Source organism: Bacillus sp. NEAU-Y102, from assembly GCF_054788175.1.
In genome coordinates, this window is record NZ_JBTWFK010000005.1 from 255,395 (window position 1) to 271,683 (window position 16,289).

Consider the following 16,289-nt stretch of genomic DNA (forward strand, 5'->3'; position numbering starts at 1 on the left):
ATATCCACCTCTCTTATTTGTTAGGATTATCCCTTAAACATTGAAAGTTTATCCAAACATATTTCGATTGCCCACCTTTATTATCAAAGCGGAATGTAATTGGGGTACCTGCTTTTACTGTTTTCACAGCCATTAAATAAGCACCTTCTGGTAAATCCTTCGTATAAATTTCATCAAATACGTAGTTATTTTTATGATCATCTCCAATAAACAAACTCCAATTATCAAAGGAATGATATCTAGATGCTCCTACAGCTACGGAGACCAGCTCAATATCAAAATCAGGAATAAATTGAATATCAAAGTGCTCTAAAGTACCTAGTACCTCTAAAATTTTCCCCTTTATATAAGGAACTGTTTTTGTAGGCATAAATGGATAATCTAAACGTCCACCACCCAATCTACCTACTCTATCTATTTCCCCTCCAACTACTACATTTGCTCCAAAACTCATGTAGGACCTCCTCTCTAAATTTCATCTGTTATCTTTGGTCCGAGTTCCACATTAACATCTACAGGAGACGATGGATTATATCCATCAGACCAACCATCTGGAGAGATTTCAATTTCTTCATTAGATGCATATCCTATTTCTGCATAGTCTACATAATCCTCTACTATCACTTCTTCATAATTACTATATTTACCGTTATAAAAATCAGATGGATTTTCATATTTAGACGGCATAGAATCTTCTTCAATTTCGTCCTCACTCCAGCCCCATTCCGAGTCAAAATACGTGAGTTTAACCTTTTTAAAATTACCGTAATCATTTTCCCTTATAATCTTTGCAACAACTTCTTGGGATTTACCAAACCACTCTGTTTTTATAGAAACTTCTGTAATCATAATATTGTTGATGTACTCATAATCTTGAATTTCATCAGATACAGATGGATTGAGCCCACGGACTAAAGAAATTTTATCTAATGCACCATTTCGATAAATAATTCGGATCTCATTAATTACATGATTAGCTATTGAATTTTCTGTTTCCCTTATGACTTCAAATGACTCTACTTGCCATTGAGAAGAATTCAATGTTGTTACACTATTGTCGTTATCATTATTGAATAGCGGACTAGTAAAATGGTGTCTTGTTCCCTTTCCTTGATTAACTTTTCTATTGATCATATCAAGTATTGGATATACATCATTTACGTTCATATGACTCTTTTGCGCCATTTTCCCACCTCGCTTTCCATAGCATTATAAGAAAAAACAAGGAGATTCCTAACGTTCCGCAGGAATCTCCTTGTTTTTTTAGCTATAATAATTCTCTTTGTCATGCCAAGTAAATTCTAGGAAATTTAACATACCTTCCTTATTTCCAACAAGTCGGTTCCCTTTTATGACATAATACCCTGCATTAGAAGTATTACTATCATAAACATAACAACCATCTAATAACTCTATCATTGGATTTCCTTTAACAACGGCATTAAAAGTACGGGCTTGCCTTTTCATATCAAAAAATAATTTGTTCGAAATATCCTCTTTGGTTCCTCTTGCATTTGAACCAAATCGCTCATCAATCCAATCAGCAACAATCTTAGCCGTTCTCATATTACCCTTTGTAGATATAAGAAGATCTTTATCTACAAAATGCTCAATTTGCCCACCATTACCAACAATAATAAGATGATTACGTATACGAGAATGGTCAATAGAAGTGGAAAGAGAATATAAATTCTCACCATCTATAAATGACCATTTTGCCTCACTTGCATTAATTTTACGGATATTTTCCAATCTAAATGTTCCATAACGATCACAGTAGGAGCGATACATAATATCTCCGATGACTTCATGAACCGCATCAGATGCTCTTGTACCTTCTAAAAAATCTATCGCCTGTACATAAGGATTTTTATAACCTTGTGCATCTTGTACAGTTGCTATATCTTTTTCGACATATTGTTGACTTTTAGTATCCCAGACGACTGCCTTTTTCCCACCTCTATCGATATCAATATAATACGTTTCTTCAATAATAGCATCAGCATATCTCAAATCATCTTCATGGATCCTCCATCCAATCATTCCTGCCTCATTTACGATATTATGAATAATAGATGATTTAACCCACATGGTTACTGGTTGTTTTTCATCACCATGTATCTCGTCTCTTCGAGGAAAAGTTAGGACCCTATCAAAAACATGTTCTTCTAACATATCGTACATATCTACACAATTAATAGTAATTGTTTTTTCATCAGAATTTTGCTCAATCTCTCCTCTTATACGTCCTGTAAAAACCCTTACTAGGTTTTCACCATAGCCTGCATAAATACGTACTGGGGTAGCTTCACTTAACACATGTCTGATTGCACCATTCTCATAATATGACATCTCTGCTTCTCTTAAATTCTCAGGAAAGATATTGGCTCGTTCATATGTAGGAGAATAAATACCATGTTTATTGTCTAAAGTAATTCTTGCAGTTGCGACTCTGGCGTCAAAATGGCTATTTATCTCCCACTGTAATACATCTTGGTCTACTGTAAAGGTTTTATCGTATACAAACGCCCCTGTATCAACCCATACATCACGTTTACGAGCCTTAATTCTTTCATCAACATATTGTGCACCGTATTGAGTTTCAATTTCCACTACCTTAAAGCATTTTAGTCCAAATACGGCCTCACCACTTACATTATTTAAGGAGAAATCTAATATATGTGAATTGGTCCCTTGTATATCACTTGCAACCCATTTTGCATAAACTGGAGGTTCATATGTAGGTTGTGTTGTATTGTTCTCTTTTGTATATCGTTTTACAATCATTCCGTCATATGTAACCGTTACGGAATCTCCTTCTTTAAGATCTGCATAGAAAGCATATTCATAAAATCCGTCTGAAGAGAAGTTATGTTTATATCCAAAATCTTCAACTGCTCCTTTGGCAATATTCTCATTAAACCCTAAATACTTTTCGCCTGTTGACCAAGCTGTAAAATGGGTTATGTTCTCTTGTCCATGCCAATTCTCATCCAGATTTGCATCCTTATCAAAGCACTTATTAAACTTAATATTTTGGGTAATGGTCATTTGGGGTGGTGGTTGACTAACACCACTTCCATTTCCTGTACTATTATCATTTCCGCCCGTATTACCGCCTCCATTATTACCTTTACCGCTTGGTGCTACTCCTAATTTTTGAGCACCTGTTAAAACAGGATATGGATCAATATGATTATTTCCACCATAAATCCATTCACCTTTCCAAATTTCAAAGTGTAAATGGGCGCCATAAGATTGACCTGTATTTCCGACTTTCCCTAAACGTGTTCCTGGAGTAACTAAATCACCTTTTCGAACCTGTAAAGAATTATTTTGCATGTGGGCATAAACTGTCATATATCCATTATCATGTTGAATCATTACACAATTACCATAAGATGTACTTTTATAAGCCTTATGTACATGTCCAGCCCAAGCCGCTACTACCCACATACCATTAATTTTACCTTGGGATGTATGTATAATATCAGTACCCTTATGCCCTGAACGTGCACCCCCGCCCTTATGTTTCATATGGTGTGAAGATACTTTCGCACCATTTCCAAATGAAATTCCTTCAACAGGAAAAGTAGCACCGGATAACGCACTAGAGGTTGCATTATGAACTTCTTTCCTTTGTTCCTCAATTGTATAAGTCTCAGCTTTCTCACAACCACAGTCTTCTTCCTTCTTGGAAACATTTAGATTTGTAGAATGCTTTGGAAACAGATTTTTATTAATAATAGAACCAGATTCTTTACAATGCCATTTTTTTTGACTAGATTCACCAATAATTCTATCAAAATAGCTTTTCACAAGTTTTTTCCAGTTAGGTCCATCTGCTGACCATTTCCACTTTTTATATCCTTTATCTCCACCTTCATGGAAATAATCAACATCACTAGCATCCATATATCCATTGGAAATTTTTGCGTATCTGCTCCTCATTGCTTCGGAAAAACGTTTTGCAGCATACTTCGCTTGGGTATCTATCCCTTTATATTGAGGATCGCATGAACCCGGGCAACCATATCCTACTATATAACTTCCTTTTTCAGGTTTCCCTTGTCCCAATGTTCCAAATCCTGTTTCATGCTTTGCTACAGCTAATAGAAAGAAATAAGCAACATTGGGACACTTATAATGTTTTACCCATTTATTTAAGGCACATTTAATATACTCAAATCTATCCCCTGATTCTCCACCTTTTGTAACAGAACTTGGCTCAGCACCTGCTACTGGTGTTGTTAAAGTTGCCTCTGCTGCCTGATGCACAATAGATGCTTCTCGAATTCTGTCCCAAACTTCAAACTTATTTTTCATTCCTGGTACATAGGCCATTTTGTCAAATTCAATAATAACCCTAGGTTCATGACCTAAAGCATTAACTTTTCTCATTACGTCATTTAACAACTGAGGCGCAGGAGTTCTATGATCAAATACGTTCGGCATACCTTATTCCCCCCTATCTAAATCTTTCTAGTGCCCATTCTGTAAATCTATGTAAATATACAATTGCTTCAGCTCTAGTTACACATACCTCAGGTTGAAAGGAATCATCTGCGTAAAGTGGAAATACATAACAACCATCATTAAATTTTTCATCTAATATATTTAAGACTGATTCGGCATACCATTTTCCTACAATCTTATCTTTATCTTTAATGTATCTCTCCGTTTGCTTAATTGTATTATTTACATATCCTCTATCTGTATATCGATTATAAATATTCATTCTTAAACGTTGTAACAAAGTAAAAAACTCTCCTCTATATATCGTTATATCAGGAAAGAATCTATCATTATAGAGTGCGCAACTTGACATAGGAACAACTTTTTCTCCCTGCCTATTTTTAATTTGAGCACCCTTTTGATAATTGTAATTCACATAAATAGGAAACTGATTTAAATTATAAGATACATAAAGATATCCATTAATTATAGTAAAACAGTCTCGTTTAAATCCTAACGTTCTTGTAAGTGCATCTTGTATGGATTCGTCTTCATTTACATCTACATGTATTCTCTTTAACTTCTTGTTCATGCAAACTGCTATTTCATTTAAAGAGTAAGTGATATCAAATACGTAATTATTTGCTTTTTCTAACTTTTTTGCCGGATATGTCAAAGAGCATCCGCTCATCAAGGGATAAATCTGACAGTTTTCAGGAGTATGATCTCCTTCATGCATTTCCACTACCCCAGATAAAAGAATACTAACTTCTCTTCCATTGGTTAACGGGTAACCAATATGTATAAAATTATCCTCAAGTTTAGATGGGAGTGTAGGCACCCCATCAATATAAACAAACACCATTTCCCTAGAATCAGGTTTATATCCGCTTACTTCAAACTTGGTTTGTCCCTCTGTTGAAGTGAAATTATGAACCTGACGTGACTTGCCACCAATAAATTGGTTATAGGTTTTTCCACTAAATAAGGTTTCTTCTTTTTTTGTATCAATAAATATATTATCTGTTTCTAATACTGCACGATAAAACCAATCCTTTGGCCCCACATCTAACCATCGCTTTGGCATTTTTAATACCCCCTCAATATCTTTTCGATGTATTTAAAAGTCCTTGTCATATAGGATGCCGTTTGAGCCCTTGTAATCCAAACTTCAGGTTGAAAATACTGTACAGGTGTTCCATCACTAGCATAAGTAGTGATAAGTCCCCTTTTTTGCATTTCATCTATATACGTTTGCGCCCAATGATTTTCAATATCTATAAAAGGATATTGATGACGATATTCGAAATCTTGTTTTCGAATTAACATAAGGTTTACAGTAATGATATATTTCGTCTCAAATTCTGCTGTTTTAATATCTAAATCACCATTAACAATCCCTAAATAAATCGTGCCTTTTTCATCATAGTATTTGTGTTCTGCACCAATAAACTGTAGCCAGTCTGCAAATTCCTCTTTGCTCGCAAATAAAAATTGAATGGTAGTAGAATAATGAGAAGTCCCTTTCCCTACCAATCCTGCAGAAGATTGAATATTTTCGTTTATATGGGATTTCAATACTGGCGTTGGTGGCTTATAATCGCCAGTCATACGCCCCCTTACTTGTACAAAACGAATCCCGTTATCATAAAATAATTTACGTTTAAATACATCATCATTAGATTTACTTGGTTTTTGTTGTGCCATTTAATCACCCCTTAGTATTATAAGAAACCCCACCTAATAATTAGATGGGGTTTTGTAATTAGAATGTTGGATATCCCCAAGGGGCTGAATTTAACTGATTTCGTAGTGGTGTTGTTCTACCTTGTGCTAATCCTTTTCCTAAATTCATTCCAAGATTCGCTAACTGTTGACTAGAAGTTTGTCCAGTTACATTAGGTAAAGTAATATTGACATACATATCTCCCGATTGAACACTAAAGTTTGAATGTGTACCTTTACTTGTTAGATAATCATACTGAGACATAACCTGTACGCCTTCAGGAAGATTAAATGTTCCACCCATTTGCGCTCTTAACTCTTGGTGGATACCAATCTGTGCTTGTAAAGATTGCTTTGTCAATTCTCGAATATCTTTCATGATTTGTTCGTATTCAGATGAACCTTCTTCAAACTTACCACTATTTCGCTCTGCAATTCTTACCGCTAAGGTCTTATCTATAAGTGATTTACGATCTTGTAATTCTCTTACTCTTAGATCACGTGCTAAGAAACTATCATCTCCTATACTTGGTCCAAAGTTTACACGTTCCTGCATGTACTTAATTTCCAAATCATCCATATTATTACCGAAATCATGTCTCCAAGCTGTAAGCCTTTGTATCCTTAAATTTTTAACTTCTAATTCAGCACTTGCGATTTGTTGACTCAATCCTTGAATAGTATCTTGTAACTGACCATCTGGATCTGCTAACTGTTGGGATTGCAGATTTGCCAGTTTACTTTTCATTTCTCCAATCATAGATTGGCTTGAAACAATCTGTGAATCAATATAAGTAGGACTCTCTGTGTTCATGCTAATAGCATTTAATGTATCCTTATACTGTTTCTTAGCCTGTGCTCTAGAAAATCCTTTCTGAGTGTCGTTAATATAAAATTCCGTTTTAATACGTTGTGCTTCAATTTGTTTTTTCTTATCTTCTAGGTCAAATTCAGCTTTTAATTTCTTTTCTTTGTCCTTACTCCGTTCAACAGATTCTTTAATTTTTTTATAATCATCCGTCTCTATTCTTTCTTTAGTTTCTGGATCCTCAGTATATCTTTTTCCATTTTTCTCTAACGATTCCAACTCAGCTTCTCGCTGTTGAGTAAAATTATGAAGCTCGTCCATCTCTTTTTTGTAAGCTTCGCGCTCTTGTTGAATTACTTGTAATCTAAGTTTCATATACTCTTTTGAGTCAGCTTTCACACCATCTAAAAGGGCGGTAATTAAGTTAAGTTCTCCCTTATTATTAGCAACTTTCTGGCTCTCTTGAATACGAGATTTTAAATCATCATAAGAAAAGGAATCATATTGACCCTCACCTAACATTTTATTTTCCCGGGCTTTACGAGCTTTTTCTGCATCATCCCTTCGCATATTCTGCTCTGATTCAGAGATGGCTGCTTTCGTATATTGATCTATAAACTCTTCTTTTTCCAATTGCTGCTTCTTAGCATACATTCCAGATTGATTTAAATACGATTGTGTTAAATCTGTTAAAGATGCTTTTGAATAATTCCCATCTTGACCTTTAGATTTTGCATCATTTGCCCTTTTCTCATTCTCTTTTCCTAAAGCTTCATTCCAATCTGATGTTCCATATTCTTTCTTCATCCAATTTTTAAAGTTTCCTTCAAACCCCTCTACATCTGTAATATCTAATTCAGGATGTCCCGGCGATGCTAAATTTACTAATCCATTCCAAGCCAATCCTCCTTTTCGTAAAATATTTCCATACCAACTACTACCTTCTTCATTTTTAACATAAGCATCTGCGGCTCCTGTAGTTTTAATCTGGTAATCACGTATTTTTTCCTGGTTTGCCGTTAACCCTAGAGTTTCAGCACTATTTGATATAACGTCACCCACAGCCATGGCAACCGCTATTTGTTTTACAAAACGGCCCATGCTACGTGCTAATCCTACAATTGCACCACCAGCACCTTTTGCACGTTGAGGAATAGTGTCAAGAAAATCAAGAAATCCCTTCATTCTATTTTTAGATGCACCTTCAGCTTCATCAGCCACTTTTTTTACAGCACTCGATAAATCTCTATACGCAGTGGTACTTTGTCTTGTTTGTATAGTAACCTTACGGTTATTAGCCTCATATTCATCGAGTGCCTTATTAAGTCCATCCATATTATTTATTGATTTGCCTACACTTTGATAGTTTTGATCTAGATAGGTCTCAAATCCAATACGTTTTTGATCATCCATTTGAGCCAAACGACCAGCTGTTGATTTTTGATTCTCATTCATACTGTCAAAGTTAGTTCTATTTGATAAGGTATTGACTAAATGCTCTGAGAAATTTGTAGTAAAAACGTCTGTTAATAATTTACTTTGGGTAAGGTTGCGAGCATTATAAGCTGAACGAGTATGTAATTCATCAGCTGTTAATTCTTTCTTTTCACCTTTATAATAGCCTTTAGATTCATCCATGATGCTAAGAAAATCGGCCATATTTTCAGCTTTTCCACCATGATCTTTTACATATTCTTTTATCTCATTCTTTCTATCCTCTTTTAAATCTGCTAATTCTTCAAAATAACCTTTTAACGTATCATTTTTCATAGCCGCACGGTAGAATTTTTTGTTATTTACTTGATTACGTAAATTTTGGCTCTCTCCCAAAACATGATCATTTAAAAAACCTACCGCTCCGTCCTCTTTACGATTTGTTAGAGATGTACCACCAAAGAATTTATTTTCCATATTGGCTTTCTTGTAATACTCTTCATAATTACTCAATTGACCTAATCGTTTTACTCCATGAATAGCACCAAAACCTACCAAGGCATTACCTAAAATCGTAATTAACTGTGCAAATAGCCCTGCATGTTCCTTCATTCCCTGGGCTAAGTTTGTAATAATTTTTGCTAAAGTTTGTACCTCTGGATTTAGCGCATCTAATACTGACACTAATGCGTTATTAACAGATACCCCAGCTCGTTCCATTGTCACAGAAGGTGATTTCATTGTCACAGCCATCATTTCTTGAAGACGTGCAGGATCTTTTTTAAATTCATTAATTTCTTGCTTAATTTTCCAATACGATAAATCCTTACTGTTATTTATCCCTTCTTTATGCATGGTCTCTAAAAAGGACATCAGTTTTGGTGGCTGATTTGCCCCACCTTCTCCATACAGAATGGATTTTACTTTATCTTCTCCAATATATTTATTTTTGCTTGCTTTCGCGGTGTCTGATAGGATATCAATGAAATTCCGACGTACTTTCATACCACTTTCATTTTTTTCAAATACCTTTACACCATAATTTTCTAATTGTTTAGAAACAGATGGTAAAGTAATACGCTCTGCAATCGTTTTTATGGCTGCACCTGCATTCTCCCCTGTTTCTCCTGAAGTTTGAATAGCTAAAGCATTTAATGTCACAGCATCTTCTGCATTCACTCCCACTGAATGGAGTGCTGTACCCGATTTTGACATAGCCTTCATAACATCTTCACTGTTCGCTTTAGTTTGACTCGTAGCAACAGCAAAAGAGTTAACTACTCCATCCAACTCCCAGACAGATAATTTAAACTGTGCCATAATTGTCTGTAATCCTGGAGCAATTGTTTCAACTAAGTCTGATTTGTTATCTAAGCGATAAACCTTAGAAGCTTGATCAACAAATTGTCGTGCAGATTGTTTATCTCCTGTTACATTTGATGCTATACCAGCTACCTTAGACATTCTTTCATAATCAATACCGTAAAGACTGGATAAATCACGTACATTATTCATTAGATTTCCAGTATCATTATCTAATTTTAGCCAATCTGTATTTCCATTTTTGTTTTTATATTCTGGTTTCAAAGAGAAGTTTTGTGTAATCTTTAACTGTTCTAACTGAGCAATTTTAAAGGTTTCCATTGCTTTAGATATTGCAGCCATCGGATCTAGCATTGAACCCGAAGCAAGGCTCCTAACTTTTTTGGTAACCGCTCCAGCCATTCCAAACCCGTCAAAAGGATTGTCTTGTTTTGTGGACTTACTTGTACTAGAATCGCTATTATTTTTATTTGTATTACTATGATTTGATCCACTTGAGTTATTTAAAGTATTAGCACTATTTCCTGCTATAAAGCTTAACTGTCTATTACTATTCGCCTTTTGAGGGTTAGTATTAATTTCTAGAATTTCATTTCTTATATGTGCAAACTGCTTATCAACGGACTCCTTGATTTTTTTAATAATTTGCTTATTCAGCTTGTTAATTTCACTAGTTAAATATTGCGTAATATTAGAATGAGGTTCAAAGTCCACAGCTCTTACTGATTGTTTCATTGACATCATTATTTTATTTGTTCCTGCAGTTAATTTTTTATTAATTGTATTTTCCATACCTTCAAACTGCCTTTTTAAAGCATATCCTCTTAGAGATCCTCGATCCACAGAATGAAAAGTATGAGCTAATTCGGCTGGAGAAACACCTAAATCATTTGCAATATACCTTTGAAGTTGTTTAGAGATATTTTTCATAGGTACTTCTACAGATTTGAGATCAATCTTTTGCAACCCTCCTCGTATGCCTTTTATATAATTTTCTATTAAACTATCAATGCGCTTAGCTGTTTTTATAATCTCGCTATCAATGCTATTCTCTTCGCTAATAACACCCTCGAAATTAAATTTTATAGAATCTTTTATTTTCCCTCTTACTTTTTTCGTTAATTCAGATAAATCTTTCGATGAAATTGTTAATGTCTGTCCTTCAATAGCAACCTCAGAGTTCAGTAAAATAGGTTTTAATTGATTTTTAATACTTACTAAAATTTGCTTAACTGTTCCCTTAGAAATATCTAATTTAAGTCCACTCAAGTTATCTGCATTTACTAAATCCCCCCCATTTTCGCGAATGGAATTTACTAATTGTTTAATTTGATTACTAATTAACTTAGAAATTTCTTTATTAATTTTATTAAATTCATCTTTTCCAACTGGTACTACGCTATTATTCATAGCAGAATCCATATTAATGTTTATGTTTTTGATCATCTTTACAATCGTTTTATTTAACTCTTTATCTACTTTAGACATCAATTGTTGAACGGTTTCTTGTTTAATACTTAAAGGTGCTGTCCCAACTGAAGATAAAGTAATACCATTTGCCTGGACGATATTATTTAATTCTTGCTCAAGTTTTGCTCTAAGGTTACTTCCCGCTGCCTTAGATGTCTGAGCCGATAACGAAGATAAAGAGTTTTTCATAGTATCTATACGTTTTTCTATACTACCAAAACGATGATCTAGCTGTTCCAACTGTACTCCAAACTCTTTCATATTTTTTATTGACTTATCAAACTCTAGTGCAATAGTAGCACCAATATTTTGATTATTGACTGTCACTTATTTCACCTTCCTTTTACATAATAAAATCCCGCCCTATCCTCAAATAAAAAGGAAGGGCAGGATTATTTATTAGAGAATACCTGCTAACCACTCCATGTCATCAGCATTTGCAACCTCATATCCGTCAATTACTTCTTTTCCATCACTATTTTTTAGATTATCCTGTTCGGTAGCTTGAGCTGAACCGCCCCCAAATAACCCAGTGAAGGACATTGAATGTACCTTAACTGTAAACTCTATATGCTTATGGCATTTCTTTAAGTAATAGTTTAACTGAGGTAATGTCAAATCCCATATATCCTGTTTTTTCATCCCCAGGTAGTGACCTAAGTTAAAGAAAATCTCTGCCCAATCAACGTAGGCATTTTCGTCATATTCTTTTTCTTCTTCCTCAGAGTCTATAAAGACTTTTTTAAGCCATTAAGTCCAATCATAATATCTATAATTTCTTTAGCTGTTACAATATCAATATAATCCCCTAAATACTGAGCTGAAATTTCTTTATAATACGGTTTAAAGCCCATCAATAGGACCTCTAATAGTTCATCATAACTATCATTACCTGTTTCATCTGCAATTAAATTAGCAATAATGACACCTGTATCAATTGTATTCAACTTTTTCATTAGGTTTTTAGCATCTTTTAATCCTAAAGGAGGGATAGCATAGGTTTTTCCATCACGTAATGTTACCTTTTCATCCTCTTCGAAGAATACTTTTTCAATAAACTCTGATTCCTGCTTAGTTAACTTTACTTCCTCTTGTTTATTAGGTTCTTGCTGTTCAACCTTCTCTTCTACTTCCTCTACAAGAGTAGGTTCCTCAATAGCTTCTTCTCTACTTGGAATTGCTAAATTACGTTCACTCATTTAATCTCCCCCTATATTACTCTATTACCCCTTATTAAATTTAAAGAGGACGCAAGGAAGGGGATCACCTAAACGACCTCGTAACTAATATAAGAATTTATGTGTTAAATGTAACAACCTTACGAAAAAAGGTTTAAGTGATAGATATTTTTATAATCCATTCTCACCTTATCTAAAATGTTTAAAAATAAATTAATAAAAAAGAGGATACATAAGTATCCTCTTCTCTAATTAACAAACATCGCCACTTTTTTCAATTTGATAACGCTTAATAGAACCTAAACGACTGTCTGTACGTTCCCCATCAATAACTGTAAGTGTAATACTATGAGTCGCTGCTGTTTGTCGTGCTGTGTCTAATGTAAAGTTAGATTTCACTCGGCAAGAATATAGTTCAACTTGGTAACCTTGAATGCTACCATCCATTTGTTCAAAATGTCCATCATGAACAACAGATACTGTAAGAGGGAAATCACGAGAACCAATTGCCATTACATCTACAACCTCTGGGCGCTTGTAGTTCACATAAATTTGCTCTCCTTCAAGATAATCATTAAACTTAATCTCCCCTGTAGAAGGATCAATTGTATACTCACCTTTTGCAGGATTAGTTGTTACTTTTTTAAGTAATTTATTCTCTTTTACTAATCTTACAGATACATGCTCTGTCTTAGAAGAAGCTGAACCTAAAGATCCACCAAATAGAGGATTCTTAAGAGTCACTAGTCCACCTTTAACATCATGACGTTCTTCTAATACCCATACGAAACCATCAGGATCGATAGATGATGATGCCACAGGATAATAAACTACTACAGTATCACCTTCAACCGCACCACCTTTTAGTGTTACAGCTGATCCATTTACTGTAATTGCTGATTCTGGTACAAATGAACCTGCAACTTGGTTGAAAATCTGTACTTTAGGTGCTCCGCTACCTGTTAATACTGGACTAGATAATTTAATAGAAACAGGTTCAGTATCGCCAGCAATTGTTACTGTTTCATTTTTCAATTCATAGGCTAAGCCGCTAACTCCTTCTCGAAGTTTTGCCCCTAACACAAGACGTACCATGTTTAAATCAAATTTTGCATCCTCTGCAGTAATATCAATTACCTTTTTACGTAGTAGTGTATCAATAGGTGCTGAAGAGTCTCCCCCTTCAATATCAACCATATCCAACTGCACATCAAGACGCATATTCGCCATATGACCTAGTGTAATTAATTCATCACACCCTGGAATTTTAGCCATAAATTTACCTGCACCTTTAATAATCATTTTCTTATTCTTACTGTTAAACTTGTCAAATTGTGACATTAACTACACCCCTCAATTTCAAAAATAAATTCAAATCTAGTGAAATACTTATAAGAGTGTTCTATTTCACTTGCAACCTCTGCAGATCCTACATACTGACCCTTGAAAAATACTCCTTTAAATAACTGCAGAGATTGATTATCGAATAATTGATTTATTCTATCTGCAAGGTCTAATGCCAATTCCACATCATCATTTGTGTAGATATCGAAGTCAAATGTTATCACATGAATATTATTGTTTCGTTCCTTTTGAACAAATGACTTGTAAAATGCAATTAAAGGAATTTGGTTGTTTAGTGCCTCTTTAGGAGACATACGCTTTTGTATGTGCATTTCATTTTCCATATCTACTGTAATATTATTAAGACCCATACATTTACGTATTACACTATCTTCTCTCAATGTCTTATGTATGCAAGCATAAACATCAGTGATACGTGGAAAGAACAACTCATCACACCCTCTTGTAAGTATTTGCAGTAACAATATAAGAAAATCACAATGAAAATTTAACATCACTTAGAATAAATTTAGTCAAACTCTATCTCACCCCATAATTACTCTTAACAAAATTAATTTTTTACACTTAGCTTCTATTAAGCTCTCACGTACATTCTTAACTATTGAATTGACATGATCAAAGATTTTCTTATTTATTCTTCAATTAACAAATTAGCAATTCTATTAAAGAAGTATTTGTCATTTAACATAAAACATGTAAACGATTTATTTCTCTGAATTTGTTTATAAATTACACTAAATAATTAAATCCACTTTGAAATTGATGGAATTCAATATAAAAATAATGGTTTTAAATATTTTTAGTTTCTAAAATGAGATAGTATTGAATCTATTTTTATAACAAATAATCATTATTAAATAATAGATAATAATTTATTAATAATATTATTTAGCTTTAATATGATGGATTCAGCTTTTACCTTTAAATTAAATGCTGCAATTTATACATTGTGATTCAGCAACAACCTTTAAACTAATAAGTCTCTTTACAATTCACTTGCAACTATAGTTACTTAAATTTCGATAACTATAGGGAGGTGATATCTTGAATTTACATAAAGATAGAAAGTTAAACACTACTGATATAAAAAAATATTTTTCATTTTTATACAATGATAAACAGATAAGAGCTGTCCTTACTACAAGTAATCAATTCTTATTTGTTGGATACGATATTGGGAAAAATGCAATTGGAATAAAAAATCCTTATAGCTTAATCGAAAATATGGACAAACGCTCTAAATGCAGTGCTGTAATTACCTTTAATCAGGATATTAACCCTCAACGCTATATTTTAGTTGATTTAGAGGGACTCCACCATATGGTCTATAGAGCCAGAAAAGTTAAGGTTAATAGATTAGATTTTATTCATTGGGCCATATCTTTAGAAAAAAATATACTTTAATTCATTTCATTATGTTAGCTTTTACTGGGGTAACTATCTTTCAAATGATTTATTAAATATCCCAGCTAAATATTAATTATTTTGTAACCCTCAACTTTCTAACAACTTATTACGACTTTTAAATAGGAATTGGAGGTGAGATAATGAATTTTGATATAAGTATAAGCCTGTTGCTATTTATATCCTTAGGGGTACGCGCATTTTTATTTGAAATAAAATTTCAGTACACACGTGAAAAATTACGTAGTATTCATGAATTGTTTGAAATTTTTTTAGACTGTTCTTTTTGTAATGGCTTTTGGACTGGTTTTTTTGGTTATGTAATTGTAAATGGTATTGATATTATTCTAATACCATATGCTATTTTAGTTGGTTCTTCCTCATACTATTTAACGCTATTTGTTAAGAGTCTTACACAAAGAAATTAAGAAACACAGTTTATGTCCTTTATTTCTTAAATTATCCATTCTACATCTTTATCTACTTAACCCTACTAAACTTTAGTAGGGTTTTATTCACTATTCTTATTATTTCTATCTCTATACAAATTCCCAAACAAAAAAATTGTTCAAAATAGCAAAGTACATTTTGTACTGTACCTTGTTTACGCAACTAAAACAATAAATAAGACGACTATTAAAATATCTATCACCTTTAGAAATGGAGTGAACAATATGATTTTCTTTTCAAGTAAGCACCAAATTAAAGATCTTTCTTTCCTAAATAAACTTTGGATGACACCCGTAGCTTATGGACTAAAATATCTTGCCGGAACTGTAATATACATTGCAGATAAATTTGATGAAAAGGTAAGATTTGAAATCCTAAAAAGACATATCTAAAACGGAGGAAATGAGAAAATAAAAAGAGGATTTATTCACTTTAAGAAAGGTTATAACGAATTGATAAAGGCCACTTTAAATTCCTGCCATCATGCAATGAATTAAAAAACATTTATAAATCCTTTCTTGAAAACTTTAGTCAGGGAGATATTATTCCTATAAACTATACAGGATAGTATTAGGTATCGCGGTGATTTCAAGTATAATTACGGAATTAAAAAGTTTAAAATTGCGTTAGTAAGAAAGAATCACTCTAAGGATATTTTTACTAACGCAATCTTACTT

The 16,289-nt window shown here is 33.4% G+C and carries 12 protein-coding genes; 2 read left to right on the top strand and 10 right to left on the bottom strand.

What is annotated here, in order from left to right; genetic code table 11:
• Nucleotides 1-13: 13 nt before the first annotated feature.
• The 10 genes from ACYFX0_RS15215 to ACYFX0_RS15260 form a co-directional block, all read right to left on the bottom strand.
• Nucleotides 14-454, bottom strand: a complete 441-nt coding sequence (locus tag ACYFX0_RS15215) for a hypothetical protein (RefSeq protein WP_106081362.1) — start codon at nt 452-454, stop codon at nt 14-16.
• A 14-nt stretch (nt 455-468) separates the two neighbouring features.
• Nucleotides 469-1,185, bottom strand: a complete 717-nt coding sequence (locus ACYFX0_RS15220; RefSeq protein ID WP_106081363.1) for a hypothetical protein — start codon at nt 1,183-1,185, stop codon at nt 469-471.
• A gap of 78 nt (nt 1,186-1,263) precedes the next feature.
• Nucleotides 1,264-4,455: a M23 family metallopeptidase gene (locus ACYFX0_RS15225; RefSeq protein ID WP_098838305.1), complete on the bottom strand. Its 3,192-nt coding sequence runs from the start codon at nt 4,453-4,455 to the stop codon at nt 1,264-1,266.
• A 13-nt stretch (nt 4,456-4,468) separates the two neighbouring features.
• Entirely contained in the window at nt 4,469-5,542 is a 1,074-nt protein-coding gene (locus ACYFX0_RS15230; RefSeq protein WP_106081364.1) for a hypothetical protein, read from the bottom strand.
• A 2-nt stretch (nt 5,543-5,544) separates the two neighbouring features.
• Complete coding sequence (locus ACYFX0_RS15235) at nt 5,545-6,162, bottom strand: S-layer homology domain-containing protein (RefSeq protein ID WP_000068593.1); 618 nt, start codon at nt 6,160-6,162, stop codon at nt 5,545-5,547.
• A gap of 58 nt (nt 6,163-6,220) precedes the next feature.
• Nucleotides 6,221-11,542 carry a phage tail tape measure protein gene (locus ACYFX0_RS15240; protein WP_106103105.1) on the bottom strand — a complete coding sequence of 1,774 codons (5,322 nt, stop codon included), beginning with the start codon at nt 11,540-11,542 and terminating at the stop codon, nt 6,221-6,223.
• Between the two features lie 72 nt (nt 11,543-11,614).
• Nucleotides 11,615-11,833, bottom strand: coding sequence for a hypothetical protein (locus ACYFX0_RS15245; protein ID WP_223266653.1), 219 nt, complete (start codon nt 11,831-11,833; stop codon nt 11,615-11,617).
• A gap of 110 nt (nt 11,834-11,943) precedes the next feature.
• Nucleotides 11,944-12,414 (bottom strand): hypothetical protein, encoded by a 471-nt coding sequence (locus tag ACYFX0_RS15250; RefSeq protein ID WP_016098062.1) that lies wholly within the window; start codon nt 12,412-12,414, stop codon nt 11,944-11,946.
• Between the two features lie 231 nt (nt 12,415-12,645).
• Nucleotides 12,646-13,734 (bottom strand): hypothetical protein, encoded by a 1,089-nt coding sequence (locus ACYFX0_RS15255; RefSeq protein ID WP_000077128.1) that lies wholly within the window; start codon nt 13,732-13,734, stop codon nt 12,646-12,648.
• Nucleotides 13,734-14,186: a hypothetical protein gene (locus ACYFX0_RS15260; RefSeq protein WP_000465972.1), complete on the bottom strand. Its 453-nt coding sequence runs from the start codon at nt 14,184-14,186 to the stop codon at nt 13,734-13,736. The genes ACYFX0_RS15255 and ACYFX0_RS15260 overlap by 1 nt, the downstream gene beginning before the upstream one ends.
• Nucleotides 14,187-14,802: 616 nt before the next feature.
• Here ACYFX0_RS15260 and ACYFX0_RS15265 point away from each other — a divergent pair.
• Together ACYFX0_RS15265 and ACYFX0_RS15270 are read left to right on the top strand one after the other, a co-directional pair.
• Nucleotides 14,803-15,162, top strand: coding sequence for a BRO-N domain-containing protein (locus ACYFX0_RS15265; protein WP_001048701.1), 360 nt, complete (start codon nt 14,803-14,805; stop codon nt 15,160-15,162).
• 143 nt (nt 15,163-15,305) lie between these two features.
• The gene (locus ACYFX0_RS15270) at nt 15,306-15,590 is read left to right on the top strand and encodes a hypothetical protein (RefSeq protein WP_001008319.1); all 285 of its coding nucleotides are present in this window, start codon (nt 15,306-15,308) and stop codon (nt 15,588-15,590) included.
• Nucleotides 15,591-16,289 lie beyond the last annotated feature (699 nt).

Excerpts from the sequence above, each read along its gene's own strand:
- ACYFX0_RS15215 (WP_106081362.1), bottom strand. The coding sequence starts at position 454 with ATGAGTTTTGGAGCAAATGTAGTAGTTGGAGGGGAAATAGATAGAGTA.
- ACYFX0_RS15220 (WP_106081363.1), bottom strand. The coding sequence starts at position 1,185 with ATGGCGCAAAAGAGTCATATGAACGTAAATGATGTATATCCAATACTT.
- ACYFX0_RS15225 (WP_098838305.1), bottom strand. The coding sequence starts at position 4,455 with ATGCCGAACGTATTTGATCATAGAACTCCTGCGCCTCAGTTGTTAAAT.
- ACYFX0_RS15230 (WP_106081364.1), bottom strand. The coding sequence starts at position 5,542 with ATGCCAAAGCGATGGTTAGATGTGGGGCCAAAGGATTGGTTTTATCGT.
- ACYFX0_RS15235 (WP_000068593.1), bottom strand. The coding sequence starts at position 6,162 with ATGGCACAACAAAAACCAAGTAAATCTAATGATGATGTATTTAAACGT.
- ACYFX0_RS15250 (WP_016098062.1), bottom strand. The coding sequence starts at position 12,414 with ATGAGTGAACGTAATTTAGCAATTCCAAGTAGAGAAGAAGCTATTGAG.
- ACYFX0_RS15255 (WP_000077128.1), bottom strand. The coding sequence starts at position 13,734 with ATGTCACAATTTGACAAGTTTAACAGTAAGAATAAGAAAATGATTATT.
- ACYFX0_RS15270 (WP_001008319.1), top strand. The coding sequence starts at position 15,306 with ATGAATTTTGATATAAGTATAAGCCTGTTGCTATTTATATCCTTAGGG.